The following is a 23,488-nucleotide window of genomic DNA, read 5'->3' as shown; positions in this document are numbered from 1 at the left end:
GAAGTATTTTATATATTGACGATTTAAGCGACATTTCTATCACGCTCCTTACGTTATAGTATTCTGCGTTCTTTTTCTTATTCCTTTTTGCGCAAGACTTACGCAATAAAACGAAATGTAACGATTTTATATTTTTACATTATTTTGGTAGAAAATGATGGATTTTACATAGTTTCGTAGTATAATCGTCCTGTACCGAAAAATATAAAGGGGGAATTACGGTGAAAAAGTATCTATTATTTTCGTTAATGGCGCTACTAATCGCGCTTATGGCAGCATGTGGCGAAGCTACTCCGGAAGAAGAGGCGCCAGCAGAAGACGCAGCTCCGACAGAAGAAGCGGTCGAGGAAGATGACGCGGAGGAAGAAGAGGAAGCTGCGGAAGAAGCAGTTGATAACGATTGGGAAACGCAAGTAGGTGATACGGTCGAAAACGAAGGCGGCTCATTTACTTTAGTTGCTAGAAACGATCAAGTTGATACACAAGAAACAGGTCCGATGATTCTAAATATCGCGCAAGTTACCGCTGCAACTGGCGAATTAAAAGGTGATGTAGCAGAGTTTTTGGAAACTGACTCAATCGAATATATTCAGATCGATATGGAAGTCGAAAATACTTCAGAGGATACAATTACTTTTTACCCGGCTCAAGCAACGATTACAACAAATACTGGCGAGCAATTAGAGTCTGATATGTGGTTATCTGACCATATTGATGGTGATTTTATTGGTGCGGTAAAGAAGTCTGGTTCGCAATTCTTTATTCTTGAAAACTCGAATGCGGAAGATATCGAATGGGTTCGTATCTTAATTAGCGCGCCTGTTGATGAGGATTGGAATGATCTTGGAGAAGCGCTTGATTTCCAAGTTGAGCTATAATACAGAACGAAGACCACTTCGCAATGAGTGGTCTTTTTATTTCCGCAATCCCCCTCTGCGCTTCCGCCTCTTTCAGCGCCTTCTTTACTTCGCGAAGCTCTTTCACGGTCATTTCGTCTACCGTCTTGGAAACGCCCTTAGACGGTATGTGATGTTCCTTTTCGCGTTGTTCAGGCGGGAGCGTTGCTATTTCGTATAATGCTTTTATTCCTAAATTTCGGTGTCCCGAGGCACCGAGTTCCTCTGCGACTTTTATGAACTTATTCGCGTGGTTACGAGACATTTCTATTTCTTCAGCACACCACTTTTCCCAATCTCGGTATCCTTCGAATCCAAACTTATCAGGATTATCGCGCACATCTTTTAACCGGCGCCCGATTTCGAATATTGCTTGGCCTGCGATTTGTTTGTACGAATTGATTTCCGCGGTGATTCTGATTAAATTGTCCTAAATAAAGGATTTAGAAATAATATATAGTGTAGGACAAATTTATTAGAATGGGGGAATATGATTGGAGAATTATTTGAAGCTTACATTCGGAACAGTCGCGTGCATCATCTTAGGTATGGCAACTATTGCCGTGGAAAAGCAGTTACAAGTGAAAGCCCCGGGAGATTTAATGCATTTATTATCATTCGTACTTTTATTTCTAACAGTTGCAACTACACTTTGGGCAGGGAGAGAGTATTTGAGATCGAGACATGATTTTGAAGGATTTAACTACTTTCTTTGCGCTCTGACAGGACTTGGTCACTTAATCGCTTTCCCTTTATTTGTTGTCGCGGTAATGAAAATACAATTCGGTCAATACTGGTGGGCAATTCTTTTATTTGTAGTCGCTCTAATATATTGGGGTAATCAACAAGAAAATAAAGAAGTTAGAGAATAAGCGCCTTTAGGGTGCTTTTTCTATTTTTATTTATGGTGATATTCTTCTCAAAAAAAAAGCGCTAACCGTGGAAGTTTTGCGCTTCATAGATCGAAGAAGTCGTCTGTCTTTGCGTTTGGGTCTATTTGTCGTAGTGCTTTCATTAGCTTCTTTATAACGCCAGTGCTCGGTATGTATTCCGGATCAGAACAAACTTTGCTCACCGTATTTCTACTGACTTTAGAAGCCTTAACTAAATCCTCCTGTGAGTATCCGTGCTGATCGATAAACTTCTTAACCTTGCTGCGTTTCTTTCCAAGACCGAACATGCTAAATCCTCCCTAGTTAATTTTTATTCAGTCTGTCCAACTTTCACAACTTTATACGAAACATTCAAAAGTGATTTTAATAACTTCGAAAATAAGTACAAACCTTTTACAAATTATTGCGAAACATGGACAAACTAGAGAGCATAGAGATATATCAAAGCAGCAAACAAAGTAGATAACGCGGTAAAAGTCATAATAGAAATCTACTTTTTGCATTGGTAATAGCCAAAGAATCAATCAAAGTATATCTATCAATGTAATTCTGCTAAAAACGTTGTCCCAATAGGAAAAAAAGAATTTGTTTAAAAAGAAGAGGAAGGGGAGGAAGGAAGAGAGGGAGTGCGAGGGAGAGAAGGAAGGAGGGGCGCGCGCTGACAGAAGCCTCGGAGCCTAACTTATTAGTTTGCCCAAAAATAAAATGATTATACATCGAGGAGGAAACTTTTTGAGGAAATTAAAGGTTATTTCATTTCGAGAATTCCTAGCCAATGAGCCGCCGACTTGTCCCGTTTATTTACGTTCGTCTTCGCTATCTCTCGTATCAGCATCGGCCATAACGCATGTCTCGCTTAAAGGTTTGCTCAATGTATCGCCAATCGTTGCGCAAGGTTATCTGATTATGATTGCGATAGGGGTTGTCATGATCGGAGTTGCGGCGTGTGAGAAGTATTTTATCGGCAATGGATTCCTCGAAGTGGCGGAATCGGTCGTCGATATTATCAAAATGGTCTTACCTTTCGCATTAATTGGGGTGCTCGTTGCTTTCGTCTATATGAATCCGTTACTTTAGGAGGTTGCTATGTTAAAGGAATATATCGCGAAGAAGAAAGCTAAGGCGGAGCTTATTCGGACGTTTAGAGCTGGTGGTATTTATTTGACGCACAAGTCCGGAGACCGTACGCATTATATTACGCCGAAAGTACAGTCTGTCCGAGTCTTGGCCGACCCGCAACGATTAGAATACGTCTTTACGGTTCCGATGGGGCTAGACCCGAAAGAGATTACGAAGAAGGAGTGGCTATTTGCGCAGGCTTTCGGAACTGAATTCGACTTGAAGCAGCTAAATAAACGCTTCACCCTTACGATCTACGCGGAGAAGATGAGCGAAGACAATACGTACAAATATGACGTCATTAGCAAGCATTTAACCGGAGTCTTGCCTATCTATTGCGGAATGGACGTAAATAACCGCCATATTTGCTATGACTTGCGCACGAACCCAGGGCTATTAATCGCCGGTGAAACTGGCTCCGGTAAGTCAACGCAAGTTAGGTCGGTATTATCTACGCTGATTCTCAGATTACCGCCGACTAAGCTTCATATGTATCTTGCGGACCTTAAGCGCTCGGAATTCCATCTATTTCGTCGCGTGGAGCATGTGAAAAAGGTCTGTACGCGGACGTCTGAACTTGAGGCAGTATTAGCGAAGTTATGGAAAGAAGCCGAAAAGCGCGGTGATTTACTTGATAAGTATGAGGTCGCTCACGTTGACGATTTACCGAAGGACAAAAAAGTACCGTATATCATTCTTGCGATCGATGAAGTCGCCCTATTGAAGAAGGAAAAGAAGATGATGGAGCTAGTAGAGGACTTGTCCGCAATAGGTCGAGCGCTTGGCATGTTCTTAATTCTATCGATGCAGAGACCGGACGCGAAAGTATTAGACGGTAAGCTCAAGATTAATCTAACTGTACGTATGGGGTTCCGTTGTGCTGATCTAACAAACTCGCGCATAGTCGGAACACCTGGCGCGGAGAAGATAGAAGAAGCTCAGGGCGGTCGCTTTATTTTGAAACTAGGAAAATTAACGGAAGTGCAGGCGCCATTCCTCGAACTTGAGCCAGCTAAGAAGTTATTAGCACCGTTAAAGATTGAAGTGGAGGAAGAAAACGACGGTATTGAGGCATTAGAAGGCGAGGAACCGGCTCAGGATGCGCCAGAAACAAACGATAATATTTTCGGAGTGTTAGGAGATGACGAAAGTGAAAACGCGTGACAAAGCTATCCTAGACGATTTAAACAGATTCAGAGTTATGCGCCGTGACGACATTATCGATCTACATTTCAACGGTCTGAAGCGACCAGTAACCGGAGCAAATACAGTATTGAAGAGATTGCGCAGAGATGGGCGTGTTAAAGCGTCTACCGACCGCCACCAATATATCTACTTTCCGGCAGAGTCCGCCATGAAGAAAGATAGCGCCAAGATACCGCACTTCTTGCAGATAGTCGAATTCTATCGCGATGTATGTAAGCAGGAGCGGCCCCGCATCTTTAATGTCGAGCCAAAGTACGGAGAAAAAGGAACGGTCGAGCCGGACGTCTTCATGATATGGCGTAAAGCTCCGTTCTACGTCGAGATTCAACGCTCTACTTATTCCGCGAAAGTGTTCAGCGAGAAGATGGACCGTTATGAGGCGTTCTTTCACGGCGATGTATGGAAGGCGGAATCATGGCAGCCACGCGATAAAAAGGTATTTCCGAATATATGGGTCATTGGTGAGACGCGTTACGACGTGGGCCAGCGTCCGTTCCGAGTGTTTCAGAGCCGCAATGTAGAGGAGTTTCTTACAGCGCTAAGGTAAGGAGGTGGACATCATGAAGCGCAAAATGGTCAGCTTTACAGACAACGAAGAAAAGATTCTGAGCCATGCGCAACAATATGACTTTGCTGATTACGTGAAGAAACTGATCGAGTATGATATGGAACATGATATTTTGAAGCCGGACACTAGAACGATTGCTGAGGTTTATAACGAGTGGATGTCTAAGAACGTTTGGAAATAACTTAAGGGAGTGGTCATAATGAAAGACGTTCAATTAACAGAGAAGCAATACGAGGCTATGCGTAATATTCTTGAAGCTGTATCTCTACAAGTATCCGAAGAAGATGAGCCACTTCTTCCGGAACTAATGCGAATATTTGAATCGTAACGCCTCGCTTCGGTGAGGTTATTTTTTTTGTATAGAAAAAGACGCCCTTATTGAGCGTCCGTTTCGATCAATTCGTATGTAAAAACATCTTCGATGGTATATCGTCTCTTGTCTCCGTCTTCGAAAGAAATGCGATTCAACGCGTCCAGTAGCTTAACAAGCGTTTCAAACTGAATCGATTTAGCTTTCCCGTTCACGATATCGGCGACAGTGGCCGGTCTTACTTTAGCTTCTACCGCAAGTCTATTGCGAGATAATCCGTCCTTGCTTTCTGATAGTGGAAAATCCTTTAAAGTATCCCCAAGCGTGAAATTAATCCCCGTTTGTTTCATTCCGTCCAGCCTCCTCAAAATAATTATACCCAATTAGTCAAACTTTTTAAATATTACTGTTGACGTATGACTCTAAACGTTATACTATATGAGTAAGACAACTAGAGTGTTACTAACAGGGAGGCAAATTAACTATAAAGGGGTAATATTCTATGAAAAACTATTTTGTTGGATTCCAGTTTGTTAAACCTAAGTACGCTTTCGGTGTTGGATTCTATAAAGTTACTAATGTTGAAACTTCTGAGACTTTACATATTATGAACGATGATTTTGAGGCTTTCTTTATTGATACTGGCTTAGTTTCTTCCGCGGCTATTATGGGCGGTTGTGATATTTGTGCGGAAATCTTGGACGAGCTTGGTTTTACTTTACCTAATTCTATGGAGGCGATAGCATGATGCGCGGTTTTAATATTGTACAACCTAGTAAAGTTCACTACTCAGTTGAAGATATTGACGGTTCTATTGATAATTATGTACTTGATGCGTTTATCGATCATTCTACAGCTACGGCTTTCTTTATCCAGAGCGACAATACTTTGCGCATGTCTTCTTATCATTACGATTCTGAATTTGACGAGTACTCCGTTACTGGCTTTTCTTCAATCGGCCTTATGCGCATCGACGATCCTAGTAAGTTTACGTATGCCGATTTTATGGACTTCTATCTCCGCATTAATTCGTTGAGCTTGTACCAGTACTTGCAGTTGTTTTTTGATCGCAAGCTCGATTACGAATTAGGTCTTCATCGTATGTAATTGATAGCCTTCGATGAACGTAGACGGGAGGAGTCTTTGGCGGGACTCAATCCGGAACTCTCGACGGCAATCTGCGGGAGAAGGTCTTAAGGCGTTTCTATATACTCGCTAGTGCGGCAACACTGGCGAAAAGATCGATAATTTTGGCGGATTATCGTACGATCGACGGCTGCAAACGTTGGTCAGCGGGTAAGGTTTGGCGGCCTTACTTCGCAAATTGGTTGAGCGGGTGAGCTTTAGGCGAGTTCATCCGCGATATACCTGTGAATAACTTTTTAAAGAGCGTTCGACTGACGCTTATTTTGCGTTGCTCTTGTTGATAACTTGATTATAGAACATTTGTTCGCATTTAGTCAACACCTGTTTTTAAATAAATTTTTTAAAAGTTGTGAATAACTAGCTTTTCCGTATGTGTAAATTTTTAATAAATGATGGAGTTATGTAAGAACTTTAGTAAAAAGTATGCAAAATCGAGGTTGGAGAACGTCGTATATATAGAGGGAGATAAAAAAATAACGTATTTCGCGCCCAAATAGGGTTTCTAGATCGTATTATTAGAGAGAGGGGGTTTTTCCGCAAAGTGGAGCGAAATTATACTAATATATATTACAGGAATGTTACAAATATTACAGCGTCGGAGGGGTGTAAATTTCAGGCACACTTTTTCGCAAGAAATTTGTAGTCAATTGGTAACGTTTTTCTTCACTGAGGTAAAGGGATGTTCACAATTTAGACACACTTTATAGGCATTAAGTCATTATTTCTCCTAAAATTTGGGTTTGTAACATTGTATATAGTGAGAGGAGTATAGTGATTTCGTGATTGATTTCACAATCTCTTTTTTCGGGAGTCTTTTTGTCAGTCTTGAAATTCAGACCTTCTCAGAGGCTTTCTACACGGTCAAATTTAAACGATAGGGGCTAGTCTAGTGGGTAGACACCTAAAAACGCGTTAGAAGCTAATTTCGTGGGGCTACGCTTGATAAAACGAATTTATATTCAAATGCATCAAAATATGCGGAAAAAGGGGTGATTACTATTAAAATATAATAAAAAACTACTAAACAATCGGTTAAAAGTTGCCGATATAAACAAGTGTATTGTCTTTTTGTCTATATCTAGTCTAGTTTATTATTTTACGTCATTATTATAATCGAAAATCGGACATGTTGTCAATTTATTTCGTACGGAAAAAATCCCGTAGTTTATAGGCGGGACTAAGCCGCACTAAGGAGGAGGTTATTTTATGAGCAATATTTACACTTTATCGAATGAGGGGGCCCGCAGATTGCCTATTAATGAAAGCTATTCGCCGGAATCAGTTTCGGAGATTGCTGCGCTGGATTCGTTACATTCTTCTCTAATTAATGCGCGTATGTTGGTTACTGACTTTAATCTGTCGGAAGCATACCGACAATATGACCGCTTAATGACTTCGTTAAGGAGCGTACTAGGATCGTCGTTACTAAGTTCTTACTATCGCGCCAAGATGAAGGACGTTCAGAGAGAAATGAATGAAGTTAAGGCGATGTTATCTGCGAGCTGTGAGTCCGAACTATACGAAGTAATGAGTCGCTACTACGATTCTATAGACGAATAGAACTACGCTATTAATATATATAGTATTTATCCCTTAAAACGTACACTTTTTAGAGGAGGACTAAGCAATGACTGAAAAATTTAAATGTATTTTAAGCATGAAGGTCGCAAAGCATTTAATCGCAAAAGGGTTCACAATTGCTGATATAGAACCGAGTCGGCGCCATAAAGATAAGCTTGTGTTTGTCTTCATTAATACTCCTGAACTTGGGGAGGAGCTTAAACAATTTCAAAGAGGGGCGTGAAAATAATTGTCCAAACATCCTAAACCAAACAACCAAAAAGCGATTATCGAATCATTTAATCAGCTTTACATCCAAACGCGCAAAAAGTATCTCGTTCAGTTTGCCGACCGCTACATTACGCTAAATAAGGACCGGCAAGACAACGTCTATAGTCTCAATAACGGTATGGTCGCGAAGCATTTAAGTGGCGACCTGACCTACGGAATCTTTAACGGTGGCTATTTCAATAAGTTCATTACGTTCGATGTCGACTGTAAAACGAATCAAATGGCGCGATGGGCTACGTTAAAGTTAATCGACGTCTTAATTGAGGATTTCGCGATTAATCGGAAGGACATTCACGTCAGTATTAGCGGAAATAAAGGCTATCATGTCGATCTTTTCTTTGACAAGCCTATCGCGGTGAATGATATGCGTCTATTTTATGCATTAGTTATCGCGGAAGTCGGTAAGATTCCAGACGGTGAGATCGAATTTCGCCCGAGCTGGACGCAAGGGGTTAAGTTACCGATGGGGATTCACCAAAAGACGGGGCGCCGTTGTTGGTTCTGCGATAACGAAACGCTCGAGCCGGTTGAAAGCTACGATTATATTCTCGATATTGAGCCTATGGACGCCGGCATAATAACCGACAACGATTTCGGCTTAACCGATGAGCAGGCGGAAGAGTTCGAAGCTATTGCTCGCGAGACTAACATTAACGCAAATGCTACCGATCTATCATCCGGATTGAAGAAAGTAGCGCGAATATTAGAGGCGGGGCAGCTTCTCGAGAGTCACACGCGCCACTCGGCAACGTTTGATATGGCGAAGTTCTTTTATTCGCAAGGGTACGAGCCGGACGAGGCTGTCCAACAAATACTAGTCGTCTTACTTAATACTCCGCGAGACTATTTTCACGAAGACAGTACACCGGATCACTGGCGCAAAGAGGCTGTGCGACTAGTAAAGCTCGTTTATGACCGTGGTTATACGTTTGGTAATGCGGATATACCGATAACGATTCATAAGTCGGAAATATTGGCGGTGCTAAGTTGTGGGACATTTAAAACGAAGCAAACTTTGTACGCGATGGTAGTAACGAGTAAAAGGTACGGTCAGAAGTTTTACTTTACGGAAACAACGGCTATGAAAATGGTCGGAACTACTTCGAAGAAGACGGTAGGTGATGCGATGAAAAGGTTAATAGACGGAGGATTTATCGAGTATGTAAGGAAGGGCGAAATTGATAAGGCGCGTAGTCGTGACCTGGGGCGCGTTCATTATAAGCCGAATAAGTATCAGCTTCTTATTGATCCGCCGGAACAAGACGAGCCTAACGTTAATGTCAATGAGGGTCAATCGATAGTTGAAGTCGCTAATTTACTTTGCGATAAGAAGGAGATACGTAAGTACGTTAAACGAAGGGAGTACGATAACCAATGGAAAGGCGCTTAGTCGTTACTGACGCTATTTATATATATAGTATTTATCCCTTAAAACGTACACTTTTTATCTGATGTTTAGTTGCATATCTCTTGCGATAATACAATGTTACCACAAATAAAACGGTTTGTAAAGGGGAATGGTCATGGGTATGGAAATGGAAAAGAATACAATAAAAAGGCAAGATATCGAAGTTAAAGCACGCGAGGCTAGAGCTAAGATGAGAAGAGCGGCCGTTACAGACTTTGAAGGGGTTAGTCGTGAAATTAGAGCCGAGTTAGATAAGTATGTCGATGAATTTCCGGAGACTAAGAGAAACGCAAATGGGCACCAAGTGTCGCCGTTTTTATTACCGTCTTTAGGCAAAACTCTTGAGGTGTATAGCGATACGTTAGATTTTATCGCTGAAAATATTGAGCGTGAGCATGAGCGTCGAGAAATCCTTAACCGTACGCGTGAAGAGTGGGTGGAGCTTGAGCGGGGTTACGTCACTAGTTCGGATTATACGTTACCTGACTTAGTGGACGATCTATTAAACAAGCTCTGGTCAGGTGAAATAACACGCGAAGAGTTAAAGATTGCGAGATGGGAGCATAAGCAGTGTAAGCATATGTTCTGTCTAAATTACTTTATCCCTAAACGGAAGGGTCAGGCTTATTGTTGCGGAGGGTGCCAAGAAGGAGAGAATGACGCTAAGAAAGAGTATAAACGCACTTTAAAGAGCGATGAATATAACGCGCCGACATACTTACCTAAAATGGCTTATAAAACGAAGCGAGCTGATACGGTTGAAGCTGAATATAAAGAGAGAGAAATTGCGTTTAGGCCTGAGTTTTTAACGGATGTTATTATCGCTCGCGAAGAAATAGATGCTGACAAAGATAAGACGAAGCCGGTCGATCGCAAAAATAGAAAATTCAACAAAAAAGGGGAGGTAGAAACGGCTTATCAACGAGCGCAAAAGGTAGAACAGGGCGAGGTTAAGTCTTTTAATCTGTACGACATGTCATATGCGGAGATTATAGCGCTAGGTTGGGAGAAAAAAATCTATGGAGGATACTGTGATTTATCGAAAAAAGACCGTTTTCGCACGGAAAAAATCACGTAGTTTATGAGGGAAAGTAAAGACTTTCCCAATTTTATATTATCATAAAACAAAAGGGATGTAAAGGGGAGATTTGAAAATGACAGGAACAGTAAAAAGATTCAATGCAGCAAGAGGCTATGGCTTTATTACAACTGAGGGCGGTCAGACTTATTTTGTTCACCAAACTGCAATCTTAATGGCTGGCTATCGAACGCTTGAAATAGGACAAACGGTGGCTTTTGACAGTGAAGATACTGAAAGAGGTCAGCAAGCAATTAACGTGTCAGTAATCGAAGACTAATAAAAAATGAAAATGGAGATGGTCATATGAAAAACGAAACTAAAACTTGTAGACTTTGCGGAGAGACTAAGCCCGTTAATGAATTCGAAGTAGATAAACGTAAGAAAAACCCAAGAATGAATCGTTGTTACACGTGCAAGTATGAAGCAACATCGAAGTACCGCGCAACTAGAGCCGGCAAGATTTCGCGAATGGTTGATAATGCGAAACAGCGAGCAAAGCGCTTCGGAGTCACAAATGACCTTACTAGGGCGGAAGTTGAAGAAGTTGTCGATCGGTTTATGGACGCGTGCGTTTATTGTGGAACCGAGTTAGAGGATGATCTCGTATTGGAGCATGTCAGATCCTTCTCAGAAAATGGGCCTAACAGCAAGGGGAATATAACTGTTGCGTGCGCTACATGTAATAATCAAAAACATAATTTGCCGTTAATTGATTTCCACTATAAATATAGCGACACTTTTACCCAAGAAAGATTCTTCGCGTTAGTTGATTACCTGGCAGAAATAAACGAAACAGACCGCCATAACGTCATAGACGAACTGTCCGAGCATAAAACGGACTTCACGTTAAGGCGTGTTCAAACTGCTCTAGAAAAGCATTACGCGAAAGGGGTGGCGCCTAGTTGAGCTTAATAAAGGACGTTCGGAAACACGTTAAAAGTCACTGCGCTACTTATGCCGGGCAAGGCCGCTGTCATTTAGACCGGCCCTGTCCGTACTTTCTCGAGCATGGTGGCGCTTGTAACTATTTCGAGTCGTCAGTCTTGCCGAGTGATGAGTCGCTAAAGGTGCGTTACTTTAATTCGGTGGCTGGCGCTTCCGATTCAATCGCTAACACTTGCGAACGATGTACCGAGCCATTCGAAAAGCGGTCAAATGCTCAGAAGTTTTGCGCAAAGTGTCAGGCCGAAAACGAAAGAGAGCAACGAAGGAAAAGAGACAGGGAATATCGAGCAAGAAAACGACGGAATCAAGCCGAAAACATTAAAATAAATCGCTCAGATTAGGCGTGTAGCAAACGTTTTCGAATGCGTAGTGTATTTGGTTGGCTATACGTCTTTTTATATTCTATTGCGTCGATTTTGGAGATGGGAGTGGTATTAAATGATAGTTGTAATTGAGCATAAGCAAACGATCGAGGACGGTAAGAGAAAAGATCACGTAAGTTTTTATCCGGAAAAAGGCAGAACGGTCTTTAACGAGTATTGTTTTTACGGCAAAACATCGCTTGAAGAATACACCGACGAAGAAGCGGCAGTCGGCGCGATCTTAGAAGGAATGGACAGGAGCGAATTGTTTCAGCCGGAGTCTTTCAAGGTGTATGCGGAGGATCGCTTTATTAAAGCTTATAATGCCATCGGGGAGGTTGAATGATGGTCGATTGCATATATAGAGTCCGAGAACATTACGGTCCATATGGAGGGCAACGCTCATATTTAGAACGCGATGGTTCTCGACCTTTCTATTCGAATGGCGTGGCTATCATTAAACACCGCATTAAACCGATCGACTCCGGCTATCTCCTATCATTCGAAGTAGAAACGGAGCAAAATGAAATCGTAGCTTTGAAGCGGTGGACAACCCGCCACGAATCAGAATATACCGCGGAAATGGTGGTTATTGAAGCGGCTGAACGTGCGGCCCGGTCTTATGACGATCGAGTTGCTTGTCTTGTGCGCGGGAAGCCTTCCGACATAAGAATAACGACACTTAAAGCGAAAGAAACGGCTCGGATTAACGCACTCGAGGCTAAAAGGAGGGAGCTAGAATGCGATGCTACTGCGATTTCGAACTAAAGCAAACCGACGAAGCGCTCATAATTGGCGCGGATTACCGGGTCCTAAACGAAGATAAGACATATTCGACCGTTAAAATCGCAAGTTTATACGAACCGGAACAGGCGGGCGCTTCTAAGTACGGGGGTGTCCGATTTGCTATCCGCAAGTTAATAGACGAGATGCCGGTCGGATATGATTCGATCAAGTTTCGCGCTGATCTTCCGCGTATGTCCGAGAAACGAAGGCTTAAGGCCGAATTGGATTATGCGCAGGAAAAAGGCGTCGAGGTTAAGTTATTGCGTAAATTTTATAATTCCGATGCTTTCCAGCTATTAGAGGACGCAGAACAACGTAAATCAAGTATCGCAGAAGGGAGTCTTTAATATGAGCGAAGTAAATTATCAAGAGTTGTACGAGAAATTGAAGAAAGAAAACGAAGAGTTGAAGAAAAAGGTCGGCTCTGACGAAAAGAAGCAATCAGATATAAGTCCGAAAGAGCTTTACGAGCGTTTGAAAGCTACGGGCAAGTTTCGTCGATAAACTAACTAAAAAATAGGGGGAATTAGAATGATTTCAAGAGGACAAGCAAATATCGGAGTAAAGATTGAGGATGCAAGCTCAAGTATTAGGCCATCAATAACTGAGGAGCCTTTCGAACAGAAGCAAAAGAAAGCTAAGAAGAAGTTGATTGAGCAGAAAACGATGGTTTTCGAGAGTTTCGAAGAGTGTAACAAGTGGGTTTTAAATAATGATGAGTATGAGGTTACGAAAGTAGAACCTTCTTCGAAGCATGTAATTGCGTATCTCAATAAGTACGCGTGGATCAAGTAGCATCAGGCGGTATGACAAAAATTGAACGAAAAAGGGGAATGAAAAATGGAAACGACATTAACAGTAAGTATTACGCAAGACGGTAAGGACTTTGTAACAGTATTAAAGACAACGGAAGGCCAAGAGAAGGACATTCCGCGCTTGATCGGCTCAAACGGTGGGGGCGCGGTTATTTATGCCATGAACTACGTTATGGAGTTTATCAACGAGATTGATGCGAAGGGGATTGATCTTGTGATTGATGCGCCGTTTATGACGTTTACGGAAGCGGAGAAAGACTGGTTTGTCCGCGAGCATGGCAATAAGACGGTATTTAAATCGTTCAGCTTTAACGGTGAGCAGCATTAAGACGCGATGATTCCGGAGTCGTTCCCGGTTAGCGTCAAAGGTCCGGTTTTCTTAAATAGGTCGCAGTTAGGCGAAGGGCGCTCCGATTATGGGGCGTCTTATTTTTGTATGAATGGACGTGATTAAAACGATAGAGCTAGGGATGTTTATGACATTGTACGTAACGATACCGCTATTAGTTTTCGGCGCAATTGCTTACGCATTGATTCGATTTAGTAAGCCGAAAGGAGGTGAGTAGATGAGGAAAGTAACTCCTAAAAGCGTTACAGATGATGCTACAAATTACACGCGATTACTTAAACCGTTACTTACAAGCTACGCAAACAATGAGATTGACAAAAAGACGTTTCACATGCGCCTTTCTAAAATTAAGGAGTCAATTACAAAAACGATAGCTGATACGTACAAAGTCAAAGAGAATAAATCGGCGATTACTTTGTTGCGAGAAGGATTAAGGCATTTTTTGAATGCGGTTCATCTTTTAAAGGTTGGTACGAGCGTTGTCTATAACGTGGATTCAGAACGATTCGCGTCTGAAATGAAAAAGGGCGGAGAGTGTATAAAGCGAGGTATGGAGCGTTTGTAATAGCGGGCTATGCGCTCGTTTTTTTTATTAATAAAAGGTCAAAGTTAATCAAAGTCAAACTTAAGGGAGTGAGGAAAATGTCAGACATTCAATTTCGAATCTCAGCTTTAGATGATTTCTCGAAAAATTTCGATTCATTCGGAAGTGAACTAAAGTCATTAAGTGATAGAGCTGATAATTTCGGAAAGAAAATAGGCGATATAGGAGGTGGACTTACAAAAGGCGTAACAATGCCTCTCATCGGAGGAGCTACTGCGCTAGTAGGGCTAGCGGGCGGATTTGCGAAGACAGGTGATGCGATTGCCAAGACGTCGACTAAACTTGGAATAAGTACGGACGCTTTCCAGGAGCTTGATTATTGGGCCGGACAGAATGGTCTTTCAACTGAATCAATGGAGCAAGCAGTCGGCCGACTTAATCAGCGTATAGGACAAGCGGCAACAGGTAACGACAAATACGCAAAGGCCTTCGAAGAATTGGGCGTATCTGTAAAGGATGGAAACGGAAACATTATGGCGACCGAGGACATATTAGGCGATACTATTGCCGCGTTGCAAAGAATTGAGGACCCTGCGCTTCAATCAGCTATGGCAGCCGAAGTCTTTGGAACTAAGCTCGGAAGGGATTTAATGCCGGCTCTTCAAGATGGAAGCCTATCGATAGAAGAGGCTACTGAAAAAATTCACGCAATGGGCGGAGTAATGGACGAAGATGCCGTTAGGGGTTCGGAGAATTTCATGGATTCAATGGACGACTTAACGCGATCATTTAAAGCATCGTTTATGCCGATAGCAACCGAAGCTATGCAGTTTATGACTAATAGGCTATTTCCGGTTATTCAAGACTCGGTAATACCGGCTGTACAAGAATTCGGAAAGAAAATAGGAGAGCTAGTCGAATGGTTCAGTTCTTTAAGTCCAGGTATGCAAAAGACAATCGGAATTACTGTTGCATTAATTGCGGCACTCGGGCCTGTCCTAATGGTCGTAGGGCAAGTTATTTCAATGGTTAGTACGTTAACTACTGTATTCGGTGTGCTGTCCAAAGCGATACTTTTCATTCTTAGTCCGATAGGTCTTAAGATAGCTGCGATACTTGCGTTAGTAGCCGCGGGAGTTTGGTTATGGCAGAACTGGGATATGGTTGCAAATAAAGCTAAGGAGATTTGGGGCGCAATAGCTGAATTCTTCTCCAAAATAACTAGCTCAATTGCTTCGTATGTCGAGAAAAACTTTACGCTCGTCTATAACACAATTTCAAATTACATGACGATGGCATTTGGAATTATATCTGATATTTGGGGTTGGATAAAAAATTCGTTTACGAATACTCTAAATTTCTTGAAGGCGCTAGTCACCGGAGATTTTACCGGAATGAAAAACGCAATTAAGGCGCAGATGGAAAACAGTCGCGAGTTAATTTCGTCAATATGGAATCGCATTAAGGCGTTCTTCTCTACGACTCTATCGGAAATTTGGTCGACAGTGAAGCAGAAGTTCTCCGATGTGGTCAACTCCGTTCGTGAAAAGATGAATGATGCGAAATCGACGATCTCCGACATATGGAACGAGGCGCAATCTTTCCTTGAAGATATTGACTTATTCGAGATAGGTAAGAGCATTATAGACGGGCTTATTAAGGGTATTGTATCGAAAGTCGGCGCTGTTGCTGGAGCTATTGGAAATATTGCGAGTACGGTTACTGGTGGAATCAAAAACGCGCTCAATATTAATTCTCCGATTAAGAAGAGTGATGCCGAGACTAAGAAAGATGCGAAGGAGCTTGGCTTACTACTTGCTAAAATGCAGGCGAAGTCACCACAAAGAAGGGTTGTGTTAGCGTGACTTTGGTAATGTCGGGGGGCTTCGGCTCTTATTTATCAGTGATGACTGCTGATACTCGTCAAGTCAGTAGATTAAAGATCGGGAATATAGAAAAAACGTTTAGGTATCATGATAACGAGAATAAAGCATCGCGTTTATCCGACTTTACATTATTCGGTTCCGGCGGTGACTCGTTATTGGGGACAGAAATTAAAGAGAGACTAAGTGAAATAATGACGCCTTCTTCTGACCTGGTGGAATGTAGAAAGGCGTTAGAGGAAGTTTTAGGGGAGATGCGGGCCGATGGTTCGCTTTCTTCCGAAAAAGATGAAGACTTTTTCTTGCAGGTTGTTATTTCAGGTTTCTGTAAGGACGGCACTTCCGGAGAGGTTAGATATGACGACTTCAAGACAGGGGTAAGATTCAAACGCTTCAATAATTTCCGGTATGACGGCACGATTATTGCTCCGTCTGCGGATCATTTAGAAGCGATTATAAAAAACACAAAATTTCCTCAAGCTGCACAAGGGCGAGAGCATGAGGCGGTAGTTAATTACCTCGCTACTGTTCACGCGACACTGGCGTATTTAGAGCCGGAAACAGTATCGACCAAATGTAACTATTACGGAATAATGAAAAACTTGCAAGATGGAACGCTTACCCATTTCGATGGCAGCGTCGATACGGAAGGATGGGTTAAAGAATAGTCATCGCCTTTTGGCGGTGGCTTCTTTTTTTGTATAGACGTGCATTAAATCGGAGTATAACGCATAAATCGACGTTGAAGCCGACGTCGATTCCGTGGAGGAAGTTTGTTCGTTACATAAGCTAACAAAAAGCGTTATTATTCCGCAAATATCGACTAATATAAAATTAAAAAACGAGGTGCCGCCATGAATCCGACAGTAACCGAAGTAATCGATTATCTCGAGAAACAACTTAAACGTAAATTAAAGCAAGAAGAGATCGAAGTTATTCTAACCGCGTTCTGCAAGTCTACTCAAGATACCGTGTAAGTCTTGCTCGCTCCTTCCGGTCCACTGCATTAACTCCTCTACTGTAGGCTCCCTATGTTTCGTATGCTTAACGTTTTGGATTATCTGTTTAACCTTCCGCTCTATATCGTTCATTTTCCGACAGCTCCGCTACTGTTTTTTATTCCATTATATGCGAAAGTGTGTTCGTTTATAAAGCGAAAAGTTTGCTCGAAGTTTGTCGAGTTTCTTCCTTATTATATACGCGGATAAATTGGACATGTTGCCGAGTAGCAATCGTAGAAAGAATTGTTTACGTTCATCTTAGCTATTGTAAAATTTGCTAAAATCCGTTAAGATAACGTTAAGGTACAGAAATAGGACGAGTCTAACGAATAAAAATGTAATTGCGAATGCTATAAAGCTTAATATAACGGTGAATTGCCGGTAGTGGGGACGCCACGTTCTGCGGGAATCTTTATGACGACTCAAAATCGTGTTCCTTCTGGAGTGTCGGTTCGACCCCGACCACCGGTACTTGAAATCTTTTATCTTTTATAATCGTCAATTACAGTGAATTACAGTAATATCAAGACTTCAACGTCTATCTACAGTATTGTAGGTAGGCGTTTTTTTGTGTTGTTTAGAGGTACTTTTTCTGTGAAATACAGTATTAAAATCGTGTGTACTAATCGTGTTCACTGATAAAGGTGGTGTTGTTTTAGTGGCTAGAAGGAAAAATTTATTAGATGAAAAAGAGTTAGCTGTTGTTAGGAAACCTAAAAATTCTTATGTAGAAACATTTAGTGAGGCTGTGAATTTATTTGTTAAGGATTGCGAGATTAGAAATTTACGACCTCATACTATTCAGTATTACTTAAATGAAATTAACGCTTATCAAAACAGTTTAAGAGAACAGGGTATTGATGTTGAAGTACTAAAGCCTATCAATGTAACAGAGGAACACATTAAAGAAACCGTTATTCTTCATATGAAAAATTATAGAGGTTTGAAAGTAGTAACAATAAATACACGTTTACGTGCTTTACGTTCTTTCTATAATTTCTTGCATAAGCAAAAACACATTCCTAAAAACCCAATGGAAAATATAAAGCTATTAAAAGATAGAAAGACGATAATCGCCACATTTTCTAAGGAACAGTTAAACAAACTGTTTAAGCAACCTGATTTAAGAACGTTCACTGGTGTTCGTGACTATACCATAATGATGTTAATGCTTGAAACAGGAATACGTGTTAATGAGTTAGCTGGTCTTTCATTAAATGATATACGTTGGGAAGATAACCTAATTTGTATTAGAAATGCTAAAAGCTACCGTGAACGGTTAGTACCAATACAAAAGACTATGAAGGAACAGCTAAAGAAGTATATTGCTGTTCGTGGATATGTTGAATGTGAGGCACTGTTTGTTTCTATTGATGGTGTAAGGTTAACCAAAAGAGGGATACAGCAGAGGATTACCATTTACGGAAGGTTAGCAAAGATAAAAGATGTTCGTTGTAGCTGTCACACGTTTAGACATACTTTTGCAAAACTCAGTGTACAGCATGGTGCAAACATATTTGAGTTACAAGCTATATTAGGTCATTCCAGTATGGAAATAGTTAAAACTTATGTAAATCTATTTGGTAATGATGTTAGGGAAAGTCATAAGAAGTTTTCACCTGTAAAGGTACTGGACAAGCCTATAGTTTAAAAAGGAGAGAACAAAATGAAACAGTTGCCCAACATAAATGAAATGACAACTATTGAGGCTATTCAATGGTACACAAAACAAGTTGCTGAGGTATTCAGTGTGAAAAATCGTGTAGCTGGAACGTATTCAGAGGAATATAAAGACGCTTTATTAAGCTGGAAACAAGATTTAAACAAAAAGGCATTAGCTGAAAGAGATAAGTTAAGAAATCAATTTTAAGATATAGAAAAGTTAATAGGAAACAAAAAGAGAACCCTATCCATTGTGTAAAAGTATTGGAGTACTTTTACGGATAAGATTCTCACAGCCTTGCATTTGCGACACATGGCTTACGATATATTGTAAGATATTTTACTTATTTTTTCAATTATACCATAGGTAAAAGCGTTTTACATTATCGGTTTTTGTTTCCCTATAAAAAATAAATAGGGAGAGTAGTAGAATGAAAAACATCTTTATATATTCAGAACAGTTTGAAGTAATGCAATCAATGAAAGCTATTACTAATAGCAGAAAAGAAAAAAACCTTATTAAGGTTGAGTTAATAACTGAAATTAAAAAAGCATATGGAGATACTTACTATAACTTAAAAGAAGGCACTAAGAAAGCATTAGACCGTATGGCATGGCATGGGGCAGAGAAAGGTTTTTTCTTTACGTCGGCTAAGTACCTAGCCAAGGAATATGGTATTAGTAAATCAACAATGGATAAGCATTTAAAGGTATTACGTGAAGCTGGTGTAATTGTTACAGCATATCGTAAAACGTCTAAACATAATGGTTTAGGGTGTCCTGTTCATTTTTTCACTAGTCATGTTTACTTCCAAAAGTGGAATGGTCTATTAGAATATCAGCTTTGTAATGATAATGATAAAACAAGTAGAGATGAAGTTACAGATAAAAGCGACAACACAGTAACACAAAATAATGAAAATTACATAGCTAATAAGGTATCTGATTACAATGCAGAAGTTGGGGAAAATGCTAATGTATCAACGGTTCGGGGCATAAAAATAGTTCCTACCATAGATTTACCTTATGATTACAATAAAAAAGATTTTAATAAACGTAGTAATATTGATGATAATATAGAACTAGATTACACATTTACTAGTGATAGAGTGCCTGAAAAGTTTGTACTAGCTGTTAAACCATTTTTTGATAAGGCTAAGGATATTGAGGAATTTTGGAAGTGTGTAAAGCTGGATACTATAAAGGTGCAACATATATTAAATCAAGAAACCATATTACATACGGCTATTACATCATTTAAACAGATGGTTAGACAATTCAAAAAAGGTAAGGTTAGAAACTGTTTCGGCTATTACACAAAGATTATCAAATCTAAGTTTGACGCTGTTATAGATGAGATTTTAACAACTGAGATACAGCAACATGTAAGTGAAAGTCTCACTACAGTTAAACAAGCCGTAACAACAGTAGGACAAGCTATAACACCAGCACCAGCAACAACGACAACCATAACAGTATCAACCGCTTTACCTTCTGAGGAGTACATAGTTACAGAAGAAGATAAGAAAAAAGGTGACTTACCATTTTAAAAAGGGGTGTAATAGCCCTGTATGATGTTTTAAGCTGTTTTGGGTGTAATACGTCTATTTAATCTTAAAATTAAATACAGAGGCTTATCGGGTGATTCTGTTTGGTTTGTAGCTAAAGATGTGTGCGACATTTTAGGAATTAGGAATAGCAGACAAGCGTTAAGTAGATTAGATGAGGATGAAAAATCAACCGTCATTTCAAATGACACTACAAGTAATAACCCTAACATACAGGTTATCAGTGAAAGTGGTCTTTATATGTTAATCATGGGTAGTCGTAAATTAGAGGCTAGAAAGTTTGCTAAATGGGTAACTAGTGAGGTGTTACCTTAATGTTCGGTTTTTGGTGGAAAAACTTACTAGCAGCTAGGGCTTATTATTCGTGTTTTGAGGGCATTATTTTAAAGTCAAATACATGTGTGATTTAGTTAGGCTGTAAGTACTGATTTATTAGGGGGCGTATTCACATAATCAGTGATTATATAATGGTGTGATTCGGTAGGTGCTGTAAACGTTGATTTAACGCTATCCTTTAGTGTAATAAGACACAGTGTGATTTAGTAGGGGTGTAAAGCCTTATTCTATGCGGTTTAAAGTCACACCTTTAGTAATTACTATAAAGTCAATAAAAGTCAAAGAAGGTCAGGGCACAGGCTATAAAGGAAAAGTTTTTATTTTCAGACAAATCTTAAACCCTTACAGCCACAAGGGATACAAAAAAGGGTTAAAATTACTTTTAAAAAACACCTGTAAAATGTGGGGTTTTTGTACCTATAGAAGTAGGGGAACTTAACTAACTGTAAATAACGCTAATAACTGTTATAACGTCAAAAGGTCAAAAGATTAAAACCTTCCTTACGGTGCTTACGCATATTACTAAAACCTAAACTAATACAAACTAAAAACATACTAACTATCAATAGTGACAAAAACGTTAGATAGTTCTTTAGAAAATATTACCGAGTGACGCAAGGAACGAAGGTAAGCGTAAGCAAGTAACGCTAATACAGTAATTAACAGTACATAAGTTTAAATATAATCCTGTCAGCAATAACAGTAATTATAGTTATATTAGTTATTAGATTAGTAACTTTAACATTCATTTTAGGAACTGGTACTAGTAATAGTATCGGATTTTTACATATAATACCTCTAAGCCTTACACCTTTAAAACGGTGTGAGGTTATTTTTTGTGTTATTCACTCTTGAAAATAAATATTCAATATTGACAACTGGTAATAGGTGGAGAAGGTAAACTATAGTCTTTTTTGTACCTAGAAATGATAAATTATTATTTTTTTATAATCTAACCTGTAAAAATAGGTGTGTTCTTAGACTTAAAGGTAGGGAAAAGTTAATAGCTTTTCCTCTTTATTCAATAGCGATTCTGTTCTGTGCTTAATTCTGTAAATAAGTCAACAAACTACACCTCATTAAAAAAGGTGTAGAGGGTATTTCATTATACTCTCTTTCTCCTGTGGAAACAGCCTTTAACCTTACGGTTCTAGGTTGTTTTTTATTTGAGGTATACCGATAAATTATCACTAAGTAAAGAGGTGTAAAAGATGGAAAGAAAGCCTATGTATGATGGGTTAATTAAACATAGAAAATTTGAAGCTGAGGAAATTAAACACCTGAGGCTATTAAGAAATAAATCACAAAGCGAGTTTGCAAGGTTAGCAGGGGTAGGGCAAAGCACATTAAGTGAAATTGAATCAGGAAAGTTACCTTTATCTGACTTAATGTACAGCAAACTTAACGAAGCACTACGCAGGTTAAGAATTAGTAACCATGAAATAGCTAGTTGCCGTAAGTTAATTGAATTCCGAAAGGCTAGAGGCTGGAAAGCGTAACAGCACCAGCTTTTATTATAAACAGGGGAGAGAGTACGAATGAATGTTATTTACAAGCTGAGAAAGCTAGTTAAAAAGATTGTTGAAACACATTCTAGTGAGGAAATTGAGTTAAAGATAGGTAAAGCTAATGAGAAAATTAACCAACTAGAAAAAGAACGTCAAACACTATTGAAAAAGTTTGATGTGGCTTTAAGGAAAAACGAGGCTGAACGTGCTGAGTATAGGAACATCTTAGAGGCACTAACAGAAGCACAGGACATTAAAAAAGAACTAATTGAACAACCAGTAAAAACAGGAGGAGAGAAATAAATGATTAAATTAGACAGAAGTAAATTAGATGAGGTTATTAAGAAAAATGAGGGTAAGTTATTTTCTAATCTGAAAGCTGTAATAAACGAATATAACAAAGAGGTAGATAGTTTCTACATTCGAAAAGAGGCTTTACAGGAACAGATTAACAAACTACAGGAACAGCATACACAGGCTTTAATTGATGCTGAAACGTATAAAGAAGACTTAGAAATGTATGTACAAACTAAGAAGCTAATGAAAGAGATTTCTAGTGAGATTGAAATTACAGAATCTATCTTAGAGGAAATGGCTAATGAGTTATCTGATATTAACTTGAAATACTACCCGAAAATGAAGGAAGCTAAGTTAAAAGATAATAAAGAAGCTACTCAGGTAATACAGGGTGAGGATTTAGATTTCATTATGAAACAGCTTAAATATGATGTTCTACAGGCTATTAAAGATATGTACGAATTTAAACAGTCTGAGGCTAAAGGATTACACCAAGCCGTTAACGAGGTAGTTAGTGATGAGGTTGTTAAAAAGACTCATACGTCTAGGTTATGGGCTGATAGGGTCGCTACACCTATTAACTTTCCAAGTGTACCTGTAGAGATTGACGCTTACGACTATAACAAGGCTATGAGTGGTAGCGTTACTATGGATAAGCCTAAAAAGAAGTAAATTGAAAATAAATATTCAAAAAAACAGGGGGTTTTAACTATGATGAACGATAAACAATATCAAGAGATTATTGAAAAGGTAAAAGCTGGGGATACGGAAGTATTAAAGGGATTACCTACTAACTTAAAAATGCGTGTAGCTTTAGATACTAATGATTACTCAGATAAGGCTGAAAAGTGGGATAGTCAGGACGTAGGAAACTCAATTAGTAAGTTGCTAAGTAATATTAAAAAATAACTGTAAAGTCATTCCCTAAAAAATGACATATATAAAGCACTTGCC

At 39.7% G+C, this 23,488-nt stretch carries 36 protein-coding genes; 33 read left to right on the top strand and 3 right to left on the bottom strand.

The window, feature by feature from the left end; genetic code table 11:
* Window positions 1-221: 221 nt before the first annotated feature.
* Window positions 222-878 carry a hypothetical protein gene (locus tag AC1FXP_RS14620; RefSeq protein ID WP_480062630.1) on the top strand — a complete coding sequence of 219 codons (657 nt, stop codon included), beginning with the start codon at window positions 222-224 and terminating at the stop codon, window positions 876-878.
* Here AC1FXP_RS14620 and AC1FXP_RS14615 read toward each other — a convergent pair.
* Window positions 811-1,311: a DUF3102 domain-containing protein gene (locus tag AC1FXP_RS14615; protein WP_480062642.1), complete on the bottom strand. Its 501-nt coding sequence runs from the start codon at window positions 1,309-1,311 to the stop codon at window positions 811-813. The two genes, AC1FXP_RS14620 and AC1FXP_RS14615, sit on opposite strands and share 68 nt — an antisense overlap.
* A gap of 79 nt (window positions 1,312-1,390) precedes the next feature.
* Here AC1FXP_RS14615 and AC1FXP_RS14610 point away from each other — a divergent pair, with 79 nt between their 5' ends.
* A complete protein-coding gene (locus AC1FXP_RS14610; protein WP_480062628.1) occupies window positions 1,391-1,768 on the top strand; it encodes a hypothetical protein in 378 nt (125 codons plus the stop codon).
* Between the two features lie 83 nt (window positions 1,769-1,851).
* Here the strand turns inward: AC1FXP_RS14610 and AC1FXP_RS14605 are convergent, their stop codons facing one another.
* Window positions 1,852-2,076 carry a helix-turn-helix transcriptional regulator gene (locus AC1FXP_RS14605; protein WP_480062626.1) on the bottom strand — a complete coding sequence of 75 codons (225 nt, stop codon included), beginning with the start codon at window positions 2,074-2,076 and terminating at the stop codon, window positions 1,852-1,854.
* Between the two features lie 418 nt (window positions 2,077-2,494).
* On the opposite strand from AC1FXP_RS14605, the gene AC1FXP_RS14600 reads away from it, so the two are divergent.
* From AC1FXP_RS14600 to AC1FXP_RS14580, 5 genes are read left to right on the top strand one after another with little or no spacing between them, the layout of a single operon-like run.
* A complete protein-coding gene (locus AC1FXP_RS14600) occupies window positions 2,495-2,866 on the top strand; it encodes a hypothetical protein (protein ID WP_480062624.1) in 372 nt (123 codons plus the stop codon).
* Window positions 2,867-2,875: 9 nt separating this feature from the next.
* A complete protein-coding gene (locus tag AC1FXP_RS14595; protein ID WP_480062622.1) occupies window positions 2,876-4,072 on the top strand; it encodes an FtsK/SpoIIIE domain-containing protein in 1,197 nt (398 codons plus the stop codon).
* A complete protein-coding gene (locus AC1FXP_RS14590) occupies window positions 4,059-4,661 on the top strand; it encodes a replication-relaxation family protein (protein WP_480062640.1) in 603 nt (200 codons plus the stop codon). Before AC1FXP_RS14595 ends, AC1FXP_RS14590 begins: the two co-directional genes overlap by 14 nt.
* 13 nt (window positions 4,662-4,674) lie before the next feature.
* Window positions 4,675-4,863: a hypothetical protein gene (locus tag AC1FXP_RS14585; RefSeq protein WP_480062620.1), complete on the top strand. Its 189-nt coding sequence runs from the start codon at window positions 4,675-4,677 to the stop codon at window positions 4,861-4,863.
* 18 nt (window positions 4,864-4,881) lie between these two features.
* On the top strand, window positions 4,882-5,010 hold the full coding sequence (locus tag AC1FXP_RS14580; RefSeq protein WP_480062618.1) for a hypothetical protein: 129 nt from the start codon (window positions 4,882-4,884) through the stop codon (window positions 5,008-5,010).
* A 47-nt stretch (window positions 5,011-5,057) separates the two neighbouring features.
* On the opposite strand, the gene AC1FXP_RS14575 is transcribed toward AC1FXP_RS14580, so the two are convergent.
* Window positions 5,058-5,342 (bottom strand): helix-turn-helix domain-containing protein, encoded by a 285-nt coding sequence (locus AC1FXP_RS14575; RefSeq protein ID WP_480062616.1) that lies wholly within the window; start codon window positions 5,340-5,342, stop codon window positions 5,058-5,060.
* 152 nt (window positions 5,343-5,494) lie between these two features.
* Between AC1FXP_RS14575 and AC1FXP_RS14570 the strand changes: the two genes are divergently transcribed.
* From AC1FXP_RS14570 to AC1FXP_RS14445, 26 genes are all read left to right on the top strand, one after another.
* A complete protein-coding gene (locus tag AC1FXP_RS14570; RefSeq protein WP_480062614.1) occupies window positions 5,495-5,740 on the top strand; it encodes a hypothetical protein in 246 nt (81 codons plus the stop codon).
* Window positions 5,737-6,099, top strand: coding sequence for a hypothetical protein (locus AC1FXP_RS14565; RefSeq protein WP_480062612.1), 363 nt, complete (start codon window positions 5,737-5,739; stop codon window positions 6,097-6,099). The genes AC1FXP_RS14570 and AC1FXP_RS14565 overlap by 4 nt, the downstream gene beginning before the upstream one ends.
* 1,245 nt (window positions 6,100-7,344) lie before the next feature.
* Entirely contained in the window at window positions 7,345-7,698 is a 354-nt protein-coding gene (locus AC1FXP_RS14560; RefSeq protein WP_480062610.1) for a hypothetical protein, read from the top strand.
* A 67-nt stretch (window positions 7,699-7,765) separates the two neighbouring features.
* Window positions 7,766-7,942 (top strand): DUF5659 domain-containing protein, encoded by a 177-nt coding sequence (locus tag AC1FXP_RS14555; RefSeq protein WP_480062608.1) that lies wholly within the window; start codon window positions 7,766-7,768, stop codon window positions 7,940-7,942.
* Window positions 7,943-7,948: 6 nt separating this feature from the next.
* Window positions 7,949-9,379: a TOTE conflict system archaeo-eukaryotic primase domain-containing protein gene (locus tag AC1FXP_RS14550; protein WP_480062606.1), complete on the top strand. Its 1,431-nt coding sequence runs from the start codon at window positions 7,949-7,951 to the stop codon at window positions 9,377-9,379.
* Window positions 9,380-9,512: 133 nt separating this feature from the next.
* Entirely contained in the window at window positions 9,513-10,475 is a 963-nt protein-coding gene (locus AC1FXP_RS14545) for a hypothetical protein (RefSeq protein WP_480062604.1), read from the top strand.
* 76 nt (window positions 10,476-10,551) lie between these two features.
* Window positions 10,552-10,755 carry a cold-shock protein gene (locus tag AC1FXP_RS14540; RefSeq protein ID WP_480062602.1) on the top strand — a complete coding sequence of 68 codons (204 nt, stop codon included), beginning with the start codon at window positions 10,552-10,554 and terminating at the stop codon, window positions 10,753-10,755.
* 26 nt (window positions 10,756-10,781) lie between these two features.
* Window positions 10,782-11,384: an HNH endonuclease signature motif containing protein gene (locus AC1FXP_RS14535; protein ID WP_480062600.1), complete on the top strand. Its 603-nt coding sequence runs from the start codon at window positions 10,782-10,784 to the stop codon at window positions 11,382-11,384.
* A gap of 477 nt (window positions 11,385-11,861) precedes the next feature.
* Window positions 11,862-12,131, top strand: a complete 270-nt coding sequence (locus AC1FXP_RS14530) for a hypothetical protein (protein ID WP_480062598.1) — start codon at window positions 11,862-11,864, stop codon at window positions 12,129-12,131.
* The gene (locus AC1FXP_RS14525; RefSeq protein ID WP_480062596.1) at window positions 12,128-12,553 is read left to right on the top strand and encodes a hypothetical protein; all 426 of its coding nucleotides are present in this window, start codon (window positions 12,128-12,130) and stop codon (window positions 12,551-12,553) included. The genes AC1FXP_RS14530 and AC1FXP_RS14525 overlap by 4 nt, the downstream gene beginning before the upstream one ends.
* On the top strand, window positions 12,526-12,918 hold the full coding sequence (locus AC1FXP_RS14520; RefSeq protein ID WP_480062594.1) for a hypothetical protein: 393 nt from the start codon (window positions 12,526-12,528) through the stop codon (window positions 12,916-12,918). The genes AC1FXP_RS14525 and AC1FXP_RS14520 overlap by 28 nt, the downstream gene beginning before the upstream one ends.
* 1 nt (window position 12,919) lies before the next feature.
* Entirely contained in the window at window positions 12,920-13,075 is a 156-nt protein-coding gene (locus AC1FXP_RS14515; protein ID WP_332629205.1) for a hypothetical protein, read from the top strand.
* A gap of 27 nt (window positions 13,076-13,102) precedes the next feature.
* Entirely contained in the window at window positions 13,103-13,366 is a 264-nt protein-coding gene (locus AC1FXP_RS14510) for a hypothetical protein (RefSeq protein ID WP_332629206.1), read from the top strand.
* A gap of 45 nt (window positions 13,367-13,411) precedes the next feature.
* Window positions 13,412-13,714, top strand: coding sequence for a hypothetical protein (locus AC1FXP_RS14505; RefSeq protein ID WP_480062592.1), 303 nt, complete (start codon window positions 13,412-13,414; stop codon window positions 13,712-13,714).
* Between the two features lie 238 nt (window positions 13,715-13,952).
* Window positions 13,953-14,300, top strand: coding sequence for a hypothetical protein (locus tag AC1FXP_RS14500; protein WP_480062590.1), 348 nt, complete (start codon window positions 13,953-13,955; stop codon window positions 14,298-14,300).
* Window positions 14,301-14,377: 77 nt separating this feature from the next.
* Window positions 14,378-16,144: a phage tail tape measure protein gene (locus tag AC1FXP_RS14495; protein WP_480062588.1), complete on the top strand. Its 1,767-nt coding sequence runs from the start codon at window positions 14,378-14,380 to the stop codon at window positions 16,142-16,144.
* A complete protein-coding gene (locus tag AC1FXP_RS14490) occupies window positions 16,141-16,830 on the top strand; it encodes a hypothetical protein (protein ID WP_480062586.1) in 690 nt (229 codons plus the stop codon). The genes AC1FXP_RS14495 and AC1FXP_RS14490 overlap by 4 nt, the downstream gene beginning before the upstream one ends.
* A gap of 186 nt (window positions 16,831-17,016) precedes the next feature.
* The gene (locus tag AC1FXP_RS14485) at window positions 17,017-17,139 is read left to right on the top strand and encodes a hypothetical protein (RefSeq protein WP_480062584.1); all 123 of its coding nucleotides are present in this window, start codon (window positions 17,017-17,019) and stop codon (window positions 17,137-17,139) included.
* Between the two features lie 682 nt (window positions 17,140-17,821).
* Complete coding sequence (locus AC1FXP_RS14480) at window positions 17,822-18,814, top strand: tyrosine-type recombinase/integrase (protein ID WP_480062582.1); 993 nt, start codon at window positions 17,822-17,824, stop codon at window positions 18,812-18,814.
* 15 nt (window positions 18,815-18,829) lie between these two features.
* The gene (locus tag AC1FXP_RS14475; RefSeq protein ID WP_480062580.1) at window positions 18,830-19,033 is read left to right on the top strand and encodes a hypothetical protein; all 204 of its coding nucleotides are present in this window, start codon (window positions 18,830-18,832) and stop codon (window positions 19,031-19,033) included.
* A 223-nt stretch (window positions 19,034-19,256) separates the two neighbouring features.
* Window positions 19,257-20,375: a helix-turn-helix domain-containing protein gene (locus AC1FXP_RS14470; protein ID WP_480062578.1), complete on the top strand. Its 1,119-nt coding sequence runs from the start codon at window positions 19,257-19,259 to the stop codon at window positions 20,373-20,375.
* A gap of 39 nt (window positions 20,376-20,414) precedes the next feature.
* Window positions 20,415-20,708 (top strand): BRO-N domain-containing protein, encoded by a 294-nt coding sequence (locus tag AC1FXP_RS14465; RefSeq protein ID WP_480062576.1) that lies wholly within the window; start codon window positions 20,415-20,417, stop codon window positions 20,706-20,708.
* Between the two features lie 1,232 nt (window positions 20,709-21,940).
* Window positions 21,941-22,228 carry a helix-turn-helix domain-containing protein gene (locus tag AC1FXP_RS14460; protein WP_480062574.1) on the top strand — a complete coding sequence of 96 codons (288 nt, stop codon included), beginning with the start codon at window positions 21,941-21,943 and terminating at the stop codon, window positions 22,226-22,228.
* Between the two features lie 39 nt (window positions 22,229-22,267).
* Window positions 22,268-22,540, top strand: a complete 273-nt coding sequence (locus AC1FXP_RS14455; RefSeq protein ID WP_480062572.1) for a hypothetical protein — start codon at window positions 22,268-22,270, stop codon at window positions 22,538-22,540.
* On the top strand, window positions 22,541-23,206 hold the full coding sequence (locus AC1FXP_RS14450; RefSeq protein ID WP_480062570.1) for a hypothetical protein: 666 nt from the start codon (window positions 22,541-22,543) through the stop codon (window positions 23,204-23,206). It abuts the gene before it with no gap.
* A 39-nt stretch (window positions 23,207-23,245) separates the two neighbouring features.
* A complete protein-coding gene (locus tag AC1FXP_RS14445; protein WP_480062568.1) occupies window positions 23,246-23,443 on the top strand; it encodes a hypothetical protein in 198 nt (65 codons plus the stop codon).
* Window positions 23,444-23,488 lie beyond the last annotated feature (45 nt).

The organism is Halalkalibacter sp. HAAS-P013, from assembly GCF_056619925.1.
The sequence above is the reverse complement of the archived record's forward strand: the minus strand, read 5'-3'. Positions and strand labels throughout refer to the sequence as shown.

Coding starts and splice junctions, on each gene's coding strand:
- AC1FXP_RS14545 (WP_480062604.1), top strand. CDS start 9,513: ATGGGTATGGAAATGGAAAAGAATACAATAAAAAGGCAAGATATCGAA.
- AC1FXP_RS14470 (WP_480062578.1), top strand. CDS start 19,257: ATGAAAAACATCTTTATATATTCAGAACAGTTTGAAGTAATGCAATCA.
- AC1FXP_RS14455 (WP_480062572.1), top strand. CDS start 22,268: ATGAATGTTATTTACAAGCTGAGAAAGCTAGTTAAAAAGATTGTTGAA.
- AC1FXP_RS14555 (WP_480062608.1), top strand. CDS start 7,766: ATGACTGAAAAATTTAAATGTATTTTAAGCATGAAGGTCGCAAAGCAT.
- AC1FXP_RS14560 (WP_480062610.1), top strand. CDS start 7,345: ATGAGCAATATTTACACTTTATCGAATGAGGGGGCCCGCAGATTGCCT.
- AC1FXP_RS14505 (WP_480062592.1), top strand. CDS start 13,412: ATGGAAACGACATTAACAGTAAGTATTACGCAAGACGGTAAGGACTTT.
- AC1FXP_RS14460 (WP_480062574.1), top strand. CDS start 21,941: ATGGAAAGAAAGCCTATGTATGATGGGTTAATTAAACATAGAAAATTT.
- AC1FXP_RS14585 (WP_480062620.1), top strand. CDS start 4,675: ATGAAGCGCAAAATGGTCAGCTTTACAGACAACGAAGAAAAGATTCTG.
- AC1FXP_RS14575 (WP_480062616.1), bottom strand. CDS start 5,342: ATGAAACAAACGGGGATTAATTTCACGCTTGGGGATACTTTAAAGGAT.
- AC1FXP_RS14600 (WP_480062624.1), top strand. CDS start 2,495: ATGATTATACATCGAGGAGGAAACTTTTTGAGGAAATTAAAGGTTATT.
- AC1FXP_RS14530 (WP_480062598.1), top strand. CDS start 11,862: ATGATAGTTGTAATTGAGCATAAGCAAACGATCGAGGACGGTAAGAGA.
- AC1FXP_RS14595 (WP_480062622.1), top strand. CDS start 2,876: ATGTTAAAGGAATATATCGCGAAGAAGAAAGCTAAGGCGGAGCTTATT.
- AC1FXP_RS14570 (WP_480062614.1), top strand. CDS start 5,495: ATGAAAAACTATTTTGTTGGATTCCAGTTTGTTAAACCTAAGTACGCT.
- AC1FXP_RS14535 (WP_480062600.1), top strand. CDS start 10,782: ATGAAAAACGAAACTAAAACTTGTAGACTTTGCGGAGAGACTAAGCCC.
- AC1FXP_RS14525 (WP_480062596.1), top strand. CDS start 12,128: ATGATGGTCGATTGCATATATAGAGTCCGAGAACATTACGGTCCATAT.
- AC1FXP_RS14475 (WP_480062580.1), top strand. CDS start 18,830: ATGAAACAGTTGCCCAACATAAATGAAATGACAACTATTGAGGCTATT.
- AC1FXP_RS14540 (WP_480062602.1), top strand. CDS start 10,552: ATGACAGGAACAGTAAAAAGATTCAATGCAGCAAGAGGCTATGGCTTT.
- AC1FXP_RS14580 (WP_480062618.1), top strand. CDS start 4,882: ATGAAAGACGTTCAATTAACAGAGAAGCAATACGAGGCTATGCGTAAT.
- AC1FXP_RS14520 (WP_480062594.1), top strand. CDS start 12,526: ATGCGATGCTACTGCGATTTCGAACTAAAGCAAACCGACGAAGCGCTC.
- AC1FXP_RS14500 (WP_480062590.1), top strand. CDS start 13,953: ATGAGGAAAGTAACTCCTAAAAGCGTTACAGATGATGCTACAAATTAC.
- AC1FXP_RS14485 (WP_480062584.1), top strand. CDS start 17,017: ATGAATCCGACAGTAACCGAAGTAATCGATTATCTCGAGAAACAACTT.
- AC1FXP_RS14565 (WP_480062612.1), top strand. CDS start 5,737: ATGATGCGCGGTTTTAATATTGTACAACCTAGTAAAGTTCACTACTCA.
- AC1FXP_RS14495 (WP_480062588.1), top strand. CDS start 14,378: ATGTCAGACATTCAATTTCGAATCTCAGCTTTAGATGATTTCTCGAAA.
- AC1FXP_RS14605 (WP_480062626.1), bottom strand. CDS start 2,076: ATGTTCGGTCTTGGAAAGAAACGCAGCAAGGTTAAGAAGTTTATCGAT.
- AC1FXP_RS14515 (WP_332629205.1), top strand. CDS start 12,920: ATGAGCGAAGTAAATTATCAAGAGTTGTACGAGAAATTGAAGAAAGAA.
- AC1FXP_RS14450 (WP_480062570.1), top strand. CDS start 22,541: ATGATTAAATTAGACAGAAGTAAATTAGATGAGGTTATTAAGAAAAAT.
- AC1FXP_RS14510 (WP_332629206.1), top strand. CDS start 13,103: ATGATTTCAAGAGGACAAGCAAATATCGGAGTAAAGATTGAGGATGCA.
- AC1FXP_RS14445 (WP_480062568.1), top strand. CDS start 23,246: ATGATGAACGATAAACAATATCAAGAGATTATTGAAAAGGTAAAAGCT.